This is a genomic window from Devosia submarina (assembly GCF_003056345.1).
Classification (GTDB): Bacteria; Pseudomonadota; Alphaproteobacteria; order Rhizobiales; family Devosiaceae; genus Devosia; species Devosia submarina.
Genome location: NZ_PYWB01000003.1, coordinates 203758 through 221601 on the forward strand (window position 1 = coordinate 203758; position 17844 = coordinate 221601).

Sequence of the window (17844 nt, forward strand, 5' to 3'; positions counted from 1 at the left end):
CCATAATGGCGGGGCTTTTTATTGATCCGATCATCAGCTCAGAGGAAGTTCACAAGGCTCAATTGGCTTACCATCGCAGTGGTCTGAAAGCTCGCCTGCAACCGCGTCTGCAGCGCCAGGATCTCCATCGCCACATCTTCCTTGGACACGGTCTCGATGTCACTCAGAAGATTGTTCAACTGCGCCTTGTAATCGGTATGGCGCGCCGTAGCACTCTGCAACGCCCCCCGGGCCAGCCCGATCTCCATTGTAATGATCTCGATCGACCCAGCCTCTGTATTATGCGCCTCCGAAAGCTCCGCCTGCTGCCGCCGTGCCATGCCGTCGAAGAAGCCTGTTTCGAGGCGATGGGCTGCAATTACATCTGCCTCGTACTTAGCCAGCGCTGCATCTCGATCTGCGCCCTCAGGCTTTCCCATCGCGGTCAGGCGGTCCGCTTCGAAGCCCGAGCGAACGGTAGACTCCGATTTGTATTCCGACACCGCAAGCGCTGCCTGTGAGCGAATAAGGCGAAGGAACCCGCTCTCATTGGCTTGCATGCCGTAGTTGACGCGCGCGGTATCATCGACGGCTGCCGAAATTGTCATCCTCGGATTAGCGTCTTTGGGCACTACGCCACCCCTATACCACTGCACGTAATTGTTTGCATTGCCCGCTAGACCATCAGGCTTGGCCGCGCCTTCAGAAGTGGTTGGGATCTGAGCCACCCCGCTTTCGTGAAAGAAGTTGTTTGCAGCTGCAAAGACCGATGCTGCCCGAAGCTCAGTTTTCGCTGTGCGCTCCAGTGCACTACCGAGCGCGTTCTGAAAATTAAGCGCTGTTTCTTCGAGCGATCCGCCGATTTTGAAGGATCCTTGCGGCACCGGCTCCTCGAAAGTGGCCGTTAGCCTAACACCAGTCTCGGTCTCGTCGGGCAAAGTAAAGCCCAGATTGATACTGTCACCCACCTGGGGCTGGGCGACAAAATTTACATCCAAGGATTTGGTCTGGGCGACGGAAGCTGACGGCGTGAATGTCATCGAAGAGTTGGCGGAGCTCGTCGAATAGGTCGAAATTTTAAGGCCGAAGTGGTGAGGCTTGATGCCATCTTCACCAATCGAGAGCGTATTTCCAGTCAGCTTCATGTTCAGACGCCCAGGCGTCTCGACAAAACCATCATCATCAACGAGGCCAGTATAGGACCCCTTGACGCCGTCGGCATCCTGGCGCACCGCGACAGCCTGTTCGAACCCGCCCTTCCCCCCTGCCCCGTTTAACAGCGTTTCCGTATCCGGCAGCGGTGCCTTATCCGTGGCAGTGCCGCCGAAGAGGTATCGTCCTGCTACGTCCTCGTTGAGCATGGTAACAATTTCATCCAACCGGGCTTTGGAAAGGCCCGGAAGCGTAGCCATGTTGATGCCGCCGGTGCCGTATTGACCAGGCACAGCAGCGTTGCGGGCTTCCCCTTCGATCTTGTCGAAGCGGGTTAGGGTTTTATCGAGAAAGCTCAAACGCAGATTGACCGTTTCTATATTGGCCGAGTAGCCCTCGATCTTGTCGAGCCTGGATCGAACGGACAGCGATAGCGGCAGGTCGCGCCCCATGCCGGCAAGAGTCGACGATTTCTCGCCAGTGCCAAGTTGCATCTGCAGCGTGGCGAACTTGTCCTGCATTTTGGAGATCACGCCGAAGCTAGTTTGCAGCGGATACATCGACTTATTGACGATCATCTATTGTCTCCCTCAAGTCGATGCGAAAAGTTGGTCAAGCAGTTCCTTGACCACTGATACGACACGGGCATTGGCGGCGTAGGCATTTTGCAGTTCCATGAGGCGCGCCATCTCGTCGTTGACGTCCACGCCATATTCGCTGCTCATCTGATCAACGATGGTATCCAGCGTCAGCTGCCGATCATCGCTGCGGGTGATGGCAGCGCCAATAGTAGAGCCCTGGAAGTTGATAACCTGGGCGATCACCTCACCCAGATTGCCATTGAGCTGAAAGCGACCGCTACTGGTCTTGGGGTCACCGCCCGATACGAACTGCAGCGATTTGAGTTGGTCCAGGATGTAGTTCGGACGGTCCGCATTCCCAAGCGGATCGCTTGGGTTGGATCTCACCATCAGACGATTGTCGGCAAGAATATCACTGTTGATGGCGATGCGCTGAGCGAACCCCACCTTCTGCGGCGGCGTGCCACCCGGATTATTGGTGAATACCGCGTTGCTTCCGTCGACAAAGAGATTGAAAGCAAGACTGCCTTGCGAGTTGCCTGCCGTCACTTCCGTGCTGAACCCGGTCACAACAGCAGGAGCCACGCCGCGCAGCTCCCACTTAGGACCAGCATCAATGTTAATTGATATGGCTGGAGCTGCTGATCCGAGTGCGGAGCGTATATCAGCAAGCGCATCCGTGGTGTTCGCCGGGAACTCCGAGAGGTCAACGCCGACCACCCGTGTCCCCGACGCGTCGCGATAGTCTACACCTATTTCCGTGGTGTTGACGACCTTGATGGTCTGCTCACCGCTGTCATTCCTAACCTTAATAGTCAGGCTGTCTCCAGGTGACATGGCGGTTACTGGAACCAGGTATGTGCCTGGGGTTGTATCGCTTTCTATGCCAGTGGTTTGCTGCGTGGAAAAAGCCTGCGCCAGTCCGGCAGCGATTTCGTCCAGCTGCGACTGGGCCTCAACCAGCGTTTTGTCCCGAAGCGTAACGAGCCCAGCAAGCTCGCCACCCTGCAGCACCCCCTGTTGCACCAGATCGACGGTGAGGCCCGAGGGCGTCGTCAGTGTCAGCCGGCCTACACCACTTCGCGCTGTGTCAACGTTGAACTGAGAAGTCGCGTCCAGACTTCCCGCACTGTCGAACTGGAACCTCGAAACCCCATTGTCGAGAATGCCAACGCCCGAGCGGGTCATAAGAGCAACGGTGCCATTGGGCCGATAATCGGCCTGAACGTCGATGATCTCGGCCACAGAAGACACCAGCCGATCACGCTGATCAAGCAGCGCCGAACGGGCGGAATCCGTCATGCCAAGGTCGAGAAGTCGGGAATTGACCTCCGATAGCGAAGAGAGCATGCCGTTGATGTTGTTGACGTTGGAGGCAATCTGCCCTTCGGTTTCCCGCCGCATCTCCTGCACTGTTGTGGAGAGACGATTAAGCGTTTCTGCCATCCCCTGGGCGGCTTCAACGGCCTGGGCACGAACAGTATAATCATCAGGGCTCGTCGCCAATTTCTGCAAGGCATTCTGCAGATTGCCATAAAGCGTATCGAGCGAAGCCGCCGAGCCTGGCTTGCCAAGGAAGCCTTGCAGCCGATCGAGATATTTGGCCTGAACACCTGAATTGGCGGCGTCCGCGACTTGGCGCGTGTAATAGGTCTGCAGGCTCGAATTGAACGCGCGCGTGACCCCAGCCGAGCGGGCATAGCTACCCGACTGCGAATTGTAGTCTATGACATTAAGCGACTGCCGGTTGTAGCCGGGTGTGCCAGCATTTGCGACGTTGCGGCTCAGGACGTCGATTGAGTCCTGATTGATACGCAGCCCCGAGACCGCATTGTTCAAAGAGGTTGTCAAGCCCATTGGACGAACTCCCTAAGCACCACGGCCCGGGCATTTGCCCGGACCCCACAGCACCAATTCCGCCTAGCGGACCATGTTGAGTGCTTCTTGCAGCATCTCGTCTGCGCTCGAAACAATGCGTGTGCTCGCCGCATAGGCCTGCTGCGTAACGATGAGCTTGGTGAACTCATCCGAGATGTCGGTGTTGGAGGCCTCAAGCGCCCCGCCTATCACGCCTGATCCAGCCAGATCCAGAATAGCCTCACCAGACTCGGATGTTGCCGAGAAGACGCCACCATCCAGGCGCTTCAGCTGATTGGTGGCATTGAACTGCGCGGTCACCACCTGCGCCACATCCAACCGCTCGCCATTGGAGTAAGTGGCGACAACGCGGCCGTTATCGTTGATGGCAACGGAGACGAACTCGCCGGCACCGTACCCGTCCTGGTTCAGCATCGACACATTCACAGTGCCATTGACGTCAGCGAACTGGGACAGGCCGGTTGTGTTGTAACGAAGCTTTATCTTGTCAATCGAAACGCCGTTAACGGTCAGCGGCTCAATGTTGATTTCACCTCCATTAGGAGACGTAAGCGCTCCGTTCGCGCCAAAGGTGAAGTCAGCATCTACTTTGGTCCACTTTGCATTCGCTCCTGCCGCATTGCTGTCAGACATGTAGAACAGGTGCCACTTATCTACAGTTGCCGGTGATGCCGAAATAGGCGGGACAGCTGTTAAATCTTCCGCGACTGCTGGGCTGGCACTTGATACCTTGGCCCAGCGCATCTGTACGTTAGCGGGCGCTCCGTTCTGCCCATATACAGTGATCGCGCCGCCAGAGATTGTGTTGCGTAGGAAGTCCGGCTCCCTATCTTTCGATATAGTTGGCACCAGCGCAGCAGGACCTTCCTCGATCTCAATACCAGCAATTTCAGTTTCAACTCTGGACCCAGCCGGAAGAGAAATGCCGCCGCTAGGCAAGAGTATAAACTTATCGGTGCCCACTTGATCTGCAAGCTTGACTAGAGCGGACTCAATGCTGTCCGCACTCTCGATATTAACTATTTTAATTCCCTCAGCTGGAGGCGGAGTTGGATCGGTTGGGGCAATGAACTTGTACTCGACAGTCTCTCCATTAATTGTCAAGGTGACGGACTTGCCCAGAAGATCATCAGCATCAAGATCAAGAGGGAACTTCAGGGTGGCGCCAGAACCCATCAACTCACTGCCCTTAACATTGGGATTGTAGTTGTCTGTCTTAGGCAACTGCGGCAGGTTGGCCTGATAGTTGATGACCTGCGTCTGGTTCGCAGCAAGGAAGTTGTTGGATAACTGGATCATGCCCGGGACCGAACCCGAAATGTTCCCGGTCGTCTTATCGACTTCCAGGCCTTTCAAATAGTAACCGGCGCCATTGACCAGATAGCCGTCCTTGTCGATCTGGAAATCGCCGCGACGGGTATAAAAATTCGTACCGGCGAAGACCGGACTGCCGTCGGCTTGACCAACTTTAGGCTCGACAACGAAGAAGCCATTGCCGTTCAAGGCAATAAAAGTTTCGTTGGATACGGTCTTGATATCACCCTGAACATCATTGGTGCTGCGCGATTGAGCGATAACGGCGCCGGGCACCTGGCGCTTGAGTGGGGCGTCAGGGATCAGGTCGAGGAAGTCCGTCTCGATGCGCTTGTAGCCGGTTGTCTGCGAGTTCGCGATATTGCCCGAAATATTTTCCAGCGCATGCGACTGGGCCCGAAGGCCAGTGACCGCTGCGGAAAGAGCCCCGTAGATGCCCATCAAAAACTCCTGAAACGATGTGGCGCCAGACGCGCCTATTCGCTTCGGGAGGAGCAATTTGAATGCCAACTAGCTGATGCTTTGTTTTTGTTTGGCTTTTCTCGCTGGCACCTGCGGCGAGCCTGCTCCAACCGGCAGAAGAGTCCGACCGGGCGGCAGTTCTTGCCGCATGCTTGTGAAGCGAGTTGGCTTGCAGTATTGAACCCCCGCAAGACGGGGCCTTTTATGCTGTTCAATAGCGTCGATGAGTTCGTTCGATCCCCGCGCCGCGCGGTGACTGTGTTCGGCATGGCGGGTGTGGGCAAGACGCGCCTGTCCAACATGCTGCGCGCCAGCAATTGGTTTCACTATTCCGCCGACTACCGGATTGGCACGCGCTATATGGGCGAGTTCATAGTCGACAACTTCAAGGCCGAGGCCATGAAGGTGCCGTTTCTGCGCGATCTGCTGCGATCGGACTCCATCTACATCTCGTCCAATATCACCTTCGACAATCTCGATCCCCTGTCCACCTATCTCGGTACCCCCGGAAATCCAGATAAGGGCGGCTTGCCTCTCGCCGAGTATCAGCGGCGGCAGGAGCAGCATCGCGTAGCCGAGATCGCAGCGCTGCAGGACGTCCCCTACTTCGTGGAGCGCGCCAAGTCGCTCTATGGCTATGACAATTTCATTGCCGATACTGGCGGCTCTTTAATCGAGGTCATTGATCCCACCGATCCCGAAGATCTCGTGGTCAAAACCCTGGCTGGTTCCACGGCGCTCCTCTATATCCGCGGCACCGGCAAGGACGCGGCCGAATTGGTGCGGCGCTTCACGCAAAGCCCAAAGCCCATGTACTACCGCCCTCATTTCCTTCTGGAAAAATGGGCTGAGTACAAGCTGATCAACGGCATCGTGGATGATTGCGATGTCGACCCTGCCGGTTTCGGCGCCTGGGGTTTTGAGGCGCTGCTGCACGACAGGCTGCCGCGCTACCAAGCGCTGGCCGACAATTTCGGCTATGTGGTAGAAGCGTCTGATCTCGCCATGGTGCGCGATGGAGATGAGTTCGTGGATCTGGTGGCTGCAGCAATCGAAAAGCGAATGCGATAGCGCGGCTCCAGCTGGAGACGCGCATCGCTTCACGTCGCTTATCGCACCACCTCCTTTAAGAGGCACCAATGCCTATTCGAATTCCCGATAATTTGCCCGCCCGCAAAACCCTTGAGGACGAGGGCGTCTATGTCATGGACTCGGCACGCGCTGCCCGGCAGGACATTCGCCCCCTAGAGATTGGCCTGCTGAACCTGATGCCCAACAAGGAGCGGACGGAAACCCAGTTTACGCGCTTGATCGGCTCCACGCCCCTGCAGGTGGAACTGACGCTGGTGCGTGTCACCGACCACATCGCCAAGAATACGCCCGAGGACTACCTCAAGACCTTCTACAAGACCTGGGAAGAGATCCGGAACAAGAAGTTCGATGGTTTCATCGTCACAGGCGCGCCGGTCGCCAATATCCCCTTCGAGGAAGTTCGCTATTGGCCCGAAATGCTGGAGATCATGGACTGGACACAAACCAATGTGCACCACACCATGTTTATCTGCTGGGGCGCGCAGGCCGCGCTGCACCACTTCCATGGGGCCCAGCGCTATCGTATGCCGACCAAGGCGTTTGGCGTGTTCCGCCACAAGGTCTCAGCGCCCAAATCGCCGTTCTTGCGCGGGTTTTCCGATAGCCCGATGATACCGGTGTCGCGCTACAACGACATCGATCGAACCACGCTGGGCGCCGATCTGGAGATCATGATCGACAACCCTGAAATCGGCGTTTGCATGCTGGGTGACCAGAAGCATCGTGCCGTGCACTTCCTGAACCATCTTGAGTACGACAATCGTTCACTGGCAGACGAGTACGAGCGGGACATCAAGGCGGGGCTGGACACGCCCCTGCCCGCTAATCTCTTTCCGAACGGCGATCCGTCGGCGGAACCGGAAAACCGCTGGCGTAGCCACGCCCATCTCCTGTTCCAGAACTGGATCAACGAGATTTACCAGACAACGCCATACGAGCTGAGCAAGATCGGAGCCGATGAGGTCGGGGGTTAGAAGCCTGGCGAATCCGAGCGCCTCGTTGGTCAAACTCAGGATCGGGCTTTCACAAACATTGATTGCGCAGGACAAAGCCTTATCTTCCGTTTGAACCGAGAGAACCACGCGTGCCCCAGCCGCCTACGACGATTGTGGATGAACTGGGCATTGCCCTGGCCAATCTGGCGGACAGCGCGACCGGCGCTTTCATCCCTACCCTGCGCCTGGGTGTGACGGGGCTGAGCCGTGCGGGCAAGACGATTTTCATCACCGCCCTTGTGCACAATTTGCTCACCGGCGGTCGACTTCCGGGCTTTACGCCCATGGCAGAAGGGCGGTTTATCGGCGCGCAGCTGGCCGAATATCCTGACGCAACTATTCCACGCTTTGCCTATGAACAGCATCTGGCAACCCTGACAGGGCCGACGCCTGCATGGCCCGAAGGAACGCGGCGTATCTCGCAATTGAGGTTAGTTCTGAAATTCCAGTCAGCCAGTTGGCGGGCGCGGCTGTCCGGCCCCTCGACGCTCAATCTTGATATCGTTGATTATCCCGGCGAGTGGCTGCTGGACCTGCCGCTTCTAGGATTGAGCTTTGCTGAATGGAGCATTGAGGCGCTGGAGCGGGCGCGCCAGCCAGGATCGGGTAAGGAAGCCAAGCCCTTTCTTGATTTGCTTGCGAGCATTGATCCCGGCCAGGCAGCCAACGATGTCGATGCAGAACAGCTTGCGGCCGCTTTCACCGAATATCTCCGGCGTAGCCAAGAGCACGGCGCGCTGTCGAGCCTGCCCCCTGGACGTTTTCTGTTGCCGGGGGACCTTGAAGGCTCGCCAGCCCTGACTTTTGCGCCACTACCAGCCGGAGGACCGCAACGCGGCTCGACGCTCTACAGCATGCTGGAGCATCGCTACGAAGCCTACAAGGACCGGGTGGTTCGCCCCTTCTTTCGCGAGCACTTTGCCCGGCTCGACCGGCAAGTGGTGCTGGTGGACACGTTGCGGGCGCTAAATGCGGGGCCTGCTGCCGTTGCGGATCTCGAAACTGCCCTGAGTGCCGTTCTAGCCTGCTTCAGGCAAGGCGAGAGCAATCTGCTGTTGCGCCCGTTTACCCGCAAGATCGACCGCATCCTGTTTGCCGCAACCAAGGCCGACCATGTTCATCACACGAGCCACAACCGGCTCGAGGCGATCCTCAATCGGCTGGTGGCCAATGCCGCAAGACGGGCCCGGTTTGCCGGGGCCGAAACCAAGTCAATGGCAATTGCGGGCATCAGGGCTACGCGCGAAGGTACGATCAACGAGAATGGCGAACAACTGCCCACCATAATTGGGACACCGCTTGAGGGGGAAATGCTTGGCAGCACTCTTTACGATGGCAAGAGTGAAATCGCTTTGTTTCCCGGGGATTTACCTGAGCGGCCCGATTCATTGTTTGAGAACGGAAGTCCAGTTTCACTGAACTTCCTGCGCTTCGCGCCGCCACGAGGTTTGGAGCACAATTTCAATGGGGATTTGGTGCTGCCGCATATCCGCTTTGACCGTGCCCTTGATTACCTGATCGGAGATTGGCTCAAGTGAAGCAACCAATCGCCCATCCTGTCCCTCCTGAGGCAAGCGCGGCGGCCACTCGCGCACCGCGTGCCTACTCGCCGGAAAGTGCAATTGTTTCGGAGCCCGTGTTCGATGCCGAGACTGCTGAAACGCTTGCTGCTCCGCCAGCGCGACGCATGGGCGGGCTTGGGCGGCTTGCTTGGACTGCGGCAGGCATTTTGGTCTCTGCGGGGCTGGGCCTCGCCGCAGACCGCCTGATCCGCAACCTTTTCGAAGCACATCACTGGCTGGGTTGGCTGGGCCTTGCCGTGCTCGCTCTACTCATACTCGCCCTTGTGGTGCTGGCCACTCGTGAAGCCTTTGCCCTGCGGCGCCTGCGAGTTTTGGATGAGCTCCAGGGTGACGCGGCATTGGCTTCAGCGGAGAATGACCGGCACCGCGCCAGGGCTGTGCTTGCTCGGCTCCTGGGCGTCTATAGCGCTAGGGCTGACCTCGCGCGTGCCCGGCAGTCGGTCAAAGAAAATTTGCCGCATCTGTTCGACGGACAGGAAATCATCGCCTTGGGCGAGCGCAACCTCATGAGCCCGCTGGATGCCCGGGCAAAGGCGCTGACGGCGGCGTCGGCCCGACGGGTGGCCCTGGTGACTGCCGTGTCGCCACGTGCCTTGGTAGACATTGCCTTTGTTGTTTACGAAAGCATTCGCCTCGCTGGAGCCATTGCAGCGCTCTACGGAGCCCGCCCAGGCTTTTTCGGCTTTTGGCGACTCACAGGCGCTGTACTGGCCCATCTTGCCGTCACAGGCGGCCTGGTGCTCACCGACGGCATTGTTGAGCAGCTTGTAGGGCAAGGAATTGCTGCCAAGCTGTCTGCACGGCTGGGCGAGGGCGTGGTGAATGGCTTGATGACCGTCCGCGTCGGCATTGCGGCAATGCGGGTTGTTCGGCCAGTGCCATTCCAGACCTTGCCGCAGCCATTGGTGCGCGACTTCATCCCCGAGCTTACAAAGCTCGTTGGTGATACCGCCAAGCAGGGCTGAAGGCCTTAGGCGGCCCTCGCCATTTCTCCCATGGAAACGAAGCTTTCGAGCTTCGGCTTGGCAAAGAAATAGCCCTGGAAGAGCTTGATACCCAGGGCGCGCAGAACAGCAAGCTCCTCGGCCGTCTCAATACCTTCAGCGAGCAAGACGATGTTCAACTCGGCAGCAATGCCGGCCAGGCCTCGTACAATCGCCTGCTTGACATGCGAGGACTCGATGCCGCGCAACAATTCCATGTCGAGCTTGATCAGATCGGTTTGAAAGCGGGAGAGCAACGACAAGCCTGCATAGCCGGCGCCGAAATCATCAAGCGCGGTCGTGAAGCCCATCCTGCGGTATTCATTGACGATGTTGGTGACGTGATCGACATCGGACATGCGTTCGTTTTCAGTGAATTCGAACATGAGCCGGCTTGGATCGAAATGGGTGCGGGCGGCCGTTTCCAGCGTTGCACGGATGCAGGCGCGGGGCTCGTAGACAGCGTTGGGCATGAAGTTGATGCTGAGCTTGGCGTCATTGTTGCCGATAGAAGCGGCGGCCAGTTCGATGGCTTTCACCCGGCACGCCTGGTCGAAGGCATAGCGGTTCTTGTCCGTGACCTGGCTCAGGACCTCATAGGCGCCCTGCCCGGCCACGCCGCGCACCAGTGCCTCATAGCCCCAGATCCGGCCCGCCGACATGTCGAGGATGGGCTGGAAGGCCATGGTGAAGGGAATGGAAAAAGAACTGGCGTCGGTGTTGCGACAACCTTCACAGCTGGTGGCCATAGGGCTCTGCTCATTGCGTGCGGGACAAATATTGAGCACAGAGTCGCGCAAATTAGTTAAGCAGGCTGAAAGGCTTGGCCGTTGAGTGACCGACGGCAACAACTATTGTCATTCGGCAGCGATGCTCGGAACGCCCCCTACAAGCTGATGCGGGCGGGCAGCACGGGGATTCTCAAAGAAGTACTGGCGCCTGGCTTCCAGGACCTTGCTCCGATTTTCAATGGCCCATTGCCCCAGTGCATGGAGCGGCCGCTGGAGGTCGCGGCCGAGTTCGGTCAGCTCGTAGTCGACGCGTGGCGGGATGGAGGGGGTGACTGTGCGGGTGACGAAGCCGTCCATTTCGAGCTCGCGCAGTGTTGCGGTCAGCACCTTCTGGCTGATGCCGCCAACCATGCGCTTGATCTCGGAGAAGCGCATTGGACCATCGCTTAGCGTGTTGATGACCAGCACGGTCCACTTGCCGCCGATCTGGTGCAGGATTTCACCCACGGGGCGGCAATCGTGCTCAACGGTTTCAGCCGATGGTTTCATTATGGTGCCCTTGTCGCCGCGCTGCCGTTCGGCAGCAAGGTTATTCATGTAGCGTCAGTTACGAATGAATACCAGTGTCGGCAACAAAAAACAGTGCTGTTCCGAGATGCACCTTTATCCACAGCAACAGGGCTAAGCTTTTGTTTTAATTAGCTGAGAAGCTCAGTCTTTGCCTGCACTAGGGGCCAAGGTGAGCTTTAGGCCGTCCAGCGCATCGCTCATCAGGATCTGGCATGACAAGCGCGAAGTAGGGCGGACGTCGCCAACACTATCCAGCATGTCCTCTTCTTCCTCGCTGGGCTTGCCAACGGCGTCGGTCCAGGCGGGATCGACATAGACGTGGCAGGTGGCGCAGCTGAGGGCGCCGCCGCATTCGGCCTTGATGTTAAGTCCCCAATCGCGGATCACTTCCATGACGCGCCAGCCCTCAAGCCCTTCGAGCTCGTGGTTTTCGCCGGCCTGGTCGGTGACGTGGATGATCATGGGGCGCTCCTTAGCGCAGGGGACTTAGCGTTCATGGGCTGGAGCCGCAAGCTCAAGAGTTCCGGAGAGGTTCATGCCACGCCGAGCTTCTTTTGCAGCTTGGTGGAGCTGGTAGTGTACTGGAAGACCACGCGCTCGCCGGGGGAAACGATCGCCTTGGCGGCTTGGGCCATCAAGGCGGCTTCGTGGAAGCCCGAGAGGATCAGCTTCAGCTTGCCGGGATAGTAGTTGATGTCCCCAATGGCAAAAATGCCGGGAACGGAGGTCTCGAACTTTTCAGTATCGACCACAATGGTGTTGTCGTTGAGCTCGAGGCCCCAATCAGCAACAGGACCCAGCTTCATGGTAAGGCCGAAGAACGGCAGGAGACGCGTTGCGGGAATAGAAAGATCGCCCGCTTCAGTGGTCAGGTGAACGTGGTTTATCTGGCCATCTTCACCGTCGAGCTTGGCCACTTGGCCGAGCTGGAAGTTGACCTTACCTTCGGCCACCAGCTCCTTCATCTTGTTGACCGAAGCCGGCGCGGCCTTGAAGGCGTCGCGACGGTGCACCAGCGTCAGCGTACGCACGATGGGCTGCAGGTTCAGCGTCCAGTCCAAGGCCGAGTCCCCGCCCCCGACGATCACCACGTCCTGGCCGCGGAAGTCGTCCATCTTGCGCACGGCATAGAAGACCGACTTGTTCTCGTATTGCTCGATTTCCGGCACGGGTGGGCGCTTGGGCTGGAATGAGCCACCGCCGGCAGCGATCACCACGACTTTGGTGTAGAAGATTTCGTCGGCATCGGTGGTCAGCTTGAATGAGCCGTCCGGCTGCTTTTCAATGGAATTGACCATGCGGCTGAAGTGGAACTCAGGCGAGAACGGCGCAATCTGCGCCATGAGGTTATCGGTCAGCTGCTGGCCTGTAACCACTGGAAAACCAGGAATATCATAGATCGGCTTCTCGGGATAAAGCTCGGCGCATTGGCCGCCGGGCCGATCGAGGATATCGATGAAGTGGCATTTGATATCGAGCAGACCGAGTTCGAAGGCTGCAAAGAGCCCGCAGGGGCCTGCGCCGATCACGACAACGTCGGTGGTGATTTCAGTGCTCATGTCGATCTCAAAATCCGTTTTGTCCGGGGTTCGCCGGCCGCTGCTCCATTATACAGGAGCAGCGTCGCAGCGGACCAGAATGCCTTAAGTCTCTGGCATTCTTGTTGTTATTGATGCGCGATCCCGCTATTCAGGACACACGGCGAAGGAAGGGGCGCGTGCCGACGGGAATTTCGGCTGTGCCGACGGGCTGGTAGAAGATGTTCACTTCGGGCAGGCGGTTCTCGATCAGGGCCTGGCGGGTAGGCTCATGAGTCACCACGAAAGCATTGATTCCGCAGCGGCGCATCAGCGGAATCTGGTCCTGCAAAACGTCACCAATGGCCCTGATCTCGTTAGCGTACTGATAACGTTGAGACAGCAAACGGGCGGTTGAATAGCCACGTCCGTCAGTGAAGCCCGGGAACTGGATGGCGACCGAAGCAAAGCGGTGAAGGTCGGCTTCCACGTCCTCGATCCGGTCGCCCGGCGCAACCAGAAGACCAAGCGGATGCGGGTTGGCCAAGATGGCTTCGCGGTTGGCGAGGAACACGGGGAGCGGCACATGCTTGTAGCTTGCGCCGGTCGGCTCGTCGCCCTCGGCCCAGGCATGGAATGGATCAGCGATAAAGCCACCGTTCTTCCATAGTGTGTGTCGGGTGGCAGGGGCAGTCATGGGCGAGGCGATCGCTCCGTTGAAGTCGAAATGGATGCCGCACTCTTTTTTGTTGAGGCCGCGCCAGCGACCAGCGCGCGGGTCTTCGCCCTCGGCAACCACTGAGGTGCAAGGCGCGCAGCCGATCGATTTGTAGCCCTTAGCGAACAGCGGGTGCTCGGGCAAGCCATGCTCGATCTTATAGCGATTAACGTCGGCGTCGGAGAAATAGGCGAGCGGATTGACCTTGATGCGATCATCGCTGGTCAATTCGAAATGGGGCAGCACGCCACGCTCAACCGTCTGGAAGCGCTTGCGGCCAGTAACCCAGCCGCCGAACTGCTCGGTGATGGGCTCGAGCGGCTCGGTCTTGCGGATGTGGCAGCAAGAGTCGGGATCGGTTTCCCAGAGCGTTCCGGCCGGATCGAAGCGCTCCACGTCAGCCTGGTTGGGATAGATCGCCTGAACATTGATCAGGCCCAGATGCTTCTTGAGCGCCTCGACATAGTCGAGCGTTTCGGTGAAGTGCTTGCCGGTCTCAAGGAAATAAACGGGAAGGCTCGGATCCACCTGCGCCACAAGGTGCAGCAGCACGGCCGAGTCGGCGCCGAAGGAGGAGACAATTGCGAGGTCGCCCGGCAGGACGTCGCTCGCGGCATAGCGCAGCACGCCAAGGGCGTCCATTTCGTCGAACATGCCATTGAGCGCTATGATGCCAAGCGCGCGCAGCTTGTCATGCGCGGGCTGGGCCGGTGCGAGTTTAGGCAGTGCCATAAAGGGCCTCCTTGAACGGCGCTTCCCCAAGACGCCGATAGGCTTGGATGAACGTCTCGTCGGCGCTTTCGCGCTTGGCGATATAGGTGTCGACGAGGGTTTCGATGGCCTTGGGCAATTTCTCGGCTTCGAATCCGGGACCGATGATCTTGCCGACGGCAGCCTGCTGCGTAGCGTCGCCACCCAGGGTGATCTGGTAGAGCTCGCCGCCCTTCTTCTCGACGCCCAGAATGCCGATATGGCCGACATGGTGGTGGCCGCAGGCATTGATGCAGCCCGAAATCTTGATCTTGAGATCGCCGATCTCGGCCTGCCGCTTGGGTTCGGCAAAAGTGCGGCTGATTTCCTGCGCGATCGGGATCGAGCGAGCATTGGCCAGGGCGCAGAAATCAAGGCCCGGGCAGCAGATCATGTCGGTGATGAGCCCTGTATTGCCCTCAGCCAAGCCAGTGGCCAACAGGGCGTCATAAACGGCGCGGAGATCGGCCACCGCAACATGGGGCAGCACGAGGTTCTGCTCGTGGGTCACGCGCAATTCGTCAAAGGCGTAGCGCTCGGCGATATCGGCGACATCATCCATCTGCTGCGCCGTGGCGTCGCCAGGGGCGCCGCCGATGGGCTTGAGCGAGATGGTGACCGAGGCATAGCCAGGCTCGCGGTGCGAGTTGATGTTGTTGTCGAGCCAGCGGCCATAGGCCGGATCGATGATGGACTGGTAAGCCACATCGATCTTGGTGGCGGGCTGCGGCGTGAACTGGGGCGGCGCGAAATAGGCGGTAATACGGTCGACTTCCTCTTGCGGGAGAGTCAGTACGCCACCACGCACTTCGGCAAACTCGGCCTCCACCTGACCCTTGATCGTTTCAAGGCCTTCCTCGTGCACCAGGATCTTAATGCGCGCCTTGAACTTGTTGTCCCGCCGGCCATAGCGATTGTACACGCGCATGATCGACTCGAGGTAGGCCAACAGGTGCTCGTTCGGCACGAAGCTGTTGATCAGCTTGCCGATCATGGGCGTACGGCCAAGACCGCCGCCAACCCAGACTTCCCAGCCGATATCGCCTGCAGCATTGGTGGCAGCCTGCAGTCCAATATCGTGGAAGCGGATGGCAGCACGATCATTGGGAGAGCCCGTCATCGCGATCTTGAACTTGCGCGGCAGATAGCTGAACTCGGGGTGAAGGCTAGACCACTGCCGGATGATCTCGGCGACAGGGCGCGGATCGATGATCTCGTCGGCGGCGGCGCCGGCAAACTGGTCCGTGGTCGTATTGCGAATGCAATTACCCGAAGTCTGGATCGAGTGCATTTCCACCGAGCCAAGCTCGCGCAAAATGGCGGGCACATCCTTGAGCTTGGGCCAGTTGAACTGGATGTTCTGCCGGGTGGTAAAGTGGCCATAGCCACGATCATAGGTGCGCGCGATATGGGCCAGCTTGCGCATCTGCCGCGAGGACAGGGTGCCATAGGGCACGGCGATACGCAGCATATAGGCATGGAGCTGCAGATAAAGGCCGTTCATCAGCCGCAGGGGGCGAAACTGGTCCTCGCTCAACTCGCCTGAAAGGCGGCGATTGATCTGGTCCGTAAACTGCGCAGTGCGCCCGGCAACAAACGCTTCGTCGAATTCGTCATATCGATACATGACCGTCCTCACCCAAATGCTGGCGGTCGTAGATCTCGCCGTTCAGTGTCAATGGCGCCGTCGGACCCTTGGCCCGAATGCGTTCGCGCAGGCGCTTGGGCGTGATCTGCCCTTCGAAAAGCGCTACTTCCTCGATCTCGACGCCAACGATACGCCCAGTGGCCTTGGTGGCGTCGATTGCTGCGTCACGCGCGGCAACCTCTTCCTTGGCAAAGAGCCGGGCAGATTGCAGGTCCTCGACCCAGCTGCCGCCATGATCGAGATAAACCGTCGCGCCGGACGTCAGCTCGTTTCCTGTCAGAATTTCTATGGATGTCATGCTACCTTGAAGCCTTGCGCAGCCAACCGGGCGCCATCGGCCCAATCGCCGGAGGCGATCGCTGGGCCTACGAAAATGATTGCGGGACCGTCGGCAAACTGGACGGCGCGCTCGCTCAATGAGCGCAGAGTGCCCACATGGGTGGAAACGTTCGCACGGCCGGCATTGACGACGATGCCGATGGGGGTCAGTGGGTCGGCGCCATGGTCCACAAGCCGCTTAGCCACTTCTGCCGCCACGGACTTGCCCATGTAGAGGGCCAAGGTCAGACCGGCCTTTGCCAGCGCTGCCCAATGGTCGAGATCCTGGTCGTTGGCACCATGGGCCGTTGCCATGACAAAGCCGCTGGACACATTGCGCAGGGTAACGGGGGTGGCCGTATCGGCAGCGGCAGCAAGGGCGGCGCTGACGCCAGGCACGATGCGATAGTCGATGCCAGCCTTGCGCAGAGCATCCAACTCCTCGCCGGCGCGGCCGAACACCATGGGATCGCCCGATTTGAGGCGTGCGACGCGCTTGCCTTCGCTGGCAAGCCGCACGATCAGGGTGTTGATCTGGGCTTGGGAAAAGCTGTGATGGCCCTTGGCCTTGCCAACATCGATCCGCTCGGCATCGCGCCGGCCCATGTCCACCACGACGGCGGGAACCAGCTGATCATGCACGATCACATCGGCTTCCTGCAGCAGGCGCTGGGCACGAAGGGTCAGAAGATCCTCCGATCCGGGCCCTGCCCCGATCAGCCAGACGACGCCCTGCCCCGCGCCTTGCGCCACATGCTGCTCAAGGAGCGCTTCGGCTTCGTGCAGCCCGGCCGCAGCGCTCTGGCTGGCAGCGGTTTCGATCCTGGGGGAGGTCACCAGCGCTTCGTAGAAGCGACGGCGGCCAGCGCCATCGTGAATCAAATTTTCAACACGTTCGCGCAAGCCACCGGCGAGACTCGCGATTTTGCCAAAGCCGGGCGGCAACATGGCCTCGATGCGCGCACGCACGAGACGCGCCAGCACCGGCGCCTTGCCTTCGCTGGAGATGGCGATGGTCAGCGGAGCGCGCTCGACAATGGAGGGCGTATAGAAATCGCACTCGGGGGGCACGTCGACGACGTTGAGCGGGATATTGCGGCTGCGCGCTTCGTGTTTGGCCAGATCGGCATCTGCGCTTTCTTCAGCCACGAAAACGAGGGCGGCCCCGTCGAGATCCGATGGCTCGAAAGCACGCTCCAGAGCCTGAACGTCGAAGCCTGTAAAATCGGCTTCGATCTGGCGGGAGATAATCACTACCTCAGCAGTAGTCTTAGTAACCAGCCGGGCCTTGTTGAGGGCTTCATCTCCACCGCCGATGATGACGATGCGTTTGCCCTCGACTTTGTAGCTCAACGGAAATGTGTTGAGAGCGCCCATTTTGATCCTGAAAACAATGACGGGAAAAATAGGCCAAGCCGCTGGTTGCAACAAGGCGTTGAAAATCAATCGCTTGGATATTTCCCTTGGCGCGACCGGCTTGGAACAAGCGAGGGGCTTGTAGCGCCGCTGCCGCTAAATGAATCTTAGCGGCACGGGTGCGGAGCAAATTTTGCTCAAGCGGCTATGGCTCTCA

At 58.8% G+C, this 17844-nt stretch carries 15 protein-coding genes; 4 read left to right on the forward strand and 11 right to left on the reverse strand.

Features of this window, described 5'->3' with window-relative positions:
- Positions 1-38: 38 nt before the first annotated feature.
- The 3 genes from DDE77_RS05715 to DDE77_RS05725 all read right to left on the reverse strand — a co-directional run bounded on the left by DDE77_RS05715 (position 39) and on the right by DDE77_RS05725 (position 5345).
- Positions 39-1709: a flagellin gene (locus DDE77_RS05715; protein ID WP_108396475.1), complete on the reverse strand. Its 1671-nt coding sequence runs from the start codon at positions 1707-1709 to the stop codon at positions 39-41.
- A 12-nt stretch (positions 1710-1721) separates the two neighbouring features.
- Entirely contained in the window at positions 1722-3569 is a 1848-nt protein-coding gene (gene flgK / locus DDE77_RS05720) for a flagellar hook-associated protein FlgK (RefSeq protein WP_108396476.1), read from the reverse strand.
- Between the two features lie 63 nt (positions 3570-3632).
- A complete protein-coding gene (locus DDE77_RS05725) occupies positions 3633-5345 on the reverse strand; it encodes a flagellar hook protein FlgE (protein ID WP_108396477.1) in 1713 nt (570 codons plus the stop codon).
- 225 nt (positions 5346-5570) lie between these two features.
- Here DDE77_RS05725 and DDE77_RS05730 point away from each other — a divergent pair, with 225 nt between their 5' ends.
- From DDE77_RS05730 to DDE77_RS05745, 4 genes are all read left to right on the forward strand, one after another.
- Positions 5571-6437, forward strand: a complete 867-nt coding sequence (locus tag DDE77_RS05730) for an ATPase (protein ID WP_108396478.1) — start codon at positions 5571-5573, stop codon at positions 6435-6437.
- A gap of 68 nt (positions 6438-6505) precedes the next feature.
- Positions 6506-7432 (forward strand): homoserine O-succinyltransferase, encoded by a 927-nt coding sequence (locus DDE77_RS05735; RefSeq protein WP_108396479.1) that lies wholly within the window; start codon positions 6506-6508, stop codon positions 7430-7432.
- A gap of 110 nt (positions 7433-7542) precedes the next feature.
- A complete protein-coding gene (locus tag DDE77_RS05740) occupies positions 7543-8991 on the forward strand; it encodes a YcjX family GTP-binding protein (RefSeq protein WP_108396480.1) in 1449 nt (482 codons plus the stop codon).
- Positions 8988-10001, forward strand: coding sequence for a YcjF family protein (locus DDE77_RS05745; RefSeq protein WP_108396481.1), 1014 nt, complete (start codon positions 8988-8990; stop codon positions 9999-10001). The genes DDE77_RS05740 and DDE77_RS05745 overlap by 4 nt, the downstream gene beginning before the upstream one ends.
- Positions 10002-10006: 5 nt before the next feature.
- On the opposite strand, the gene DDE77_RS05750 is transcribed toward DDE77_RS05745, so the two are convergent.
- The 8 genes from DDE77_RS05750 to cysG form a co-directional block, all read right to left on the reverse strand.
- Entirely contained in the window at positions 10007-10768 is a 762-nt protein-coding gene (locus tag DDE77_RS05750) for an EAL domain-containing protein (protein ID WP_108396482.1), read from the reverse strand.
- A 108-nt stretch (positions 10769-10876) separates the two neighbouring features.
- Positions 10877-11299: a winged helix-turn-helix transcriptional regulator gene (locus tag DDE77_RS05755; protein WP_108396618.1), complete on the reverse strand. Its 423-nt coding sequence runs from the start codon at positions 11297-11299 to the stop codon at positions 10877-10879.
- A gap of 162 nt (positions 11300-11461) precedes the next feature.
- Positions 11462-11782 carry a 2Fe-2S iron-sulfur cluster-binding protein gene (locus DDE77_RS05760; RefSeq protein WP_108396483.1) on the reverse strand — a complete coding sequence of 107 codons (321 nt, stop codon included), beginning with the start codon at positions 11780-11782 and terminating at the stop codon, positions 11462-11464.
- A gap of 71 nt (positions 11783-11853) precedes the next feature.
- A complete protein-coding gene (locus DDE77_RS05765; protein ID WP_108396484.1) occupies positions 11854-12879 on the reverse strand; it encodes an NAD(P)/FAD-dependent oxidoreductase in 1026 nt (341 codons plus the stop codon).
- 130 nt (positions 12880-13009) lie between these two features.
- Positions 13010-14287 (reverse strand): phosphoadenylyl-sulfate reductase, encoded by a 1278-nt coding sequence (locus DDE77_RS05770; RefSeq protein WP_108396485.1) that lies wholly within the window; start codon positions 14285-14287, stop codon positions 13010-13012.
- On the reverse strand, positions 14274-15932 hold the full coding sequence (locus tag DDE77_RS05775; protein WP_108396486.1) for a nitrite/sulfite reductase: 1659 nt from the start codon (positions 15930-15932) through the stop codon (positions 14274-14276). Before DDE77_RS05775 ends, DDE77_RS05770 begins: the two co-directional genes overlap by 14 nt.
- The gene (locus DDE77_RS05780; protein ID WP_108396487.1) at positions 15919-16251 is read right to left on the reverse strand and encodes a DUF2849 domain-containing protein; all 333 of its coding nucleotides are present in this window, start codon (positions 16249-16251) and stop codon (positions 15919-15921) included. Before DDE77_RS05780 ends, DDE77_RS05775 begins: the two co-directional genes overlap by 14 nt.
- Positions 16248-17648 (reverse strand): siroheme synthase CysG, encoded by a 1401-nt coding sequence (gene cysG, locus DDE77_RS05785; protein ID WP_108396488.1) that lies wholly within the window; start codon positions 17646-17648, stop codon positions 16248-16250. Before cysG ends, DDE77_RS05780 begins: the two co-directional genes overlap by 4 nt.
- Between the last annotated feature and the right edge of the window lie 196 nt (positions 17649-17844).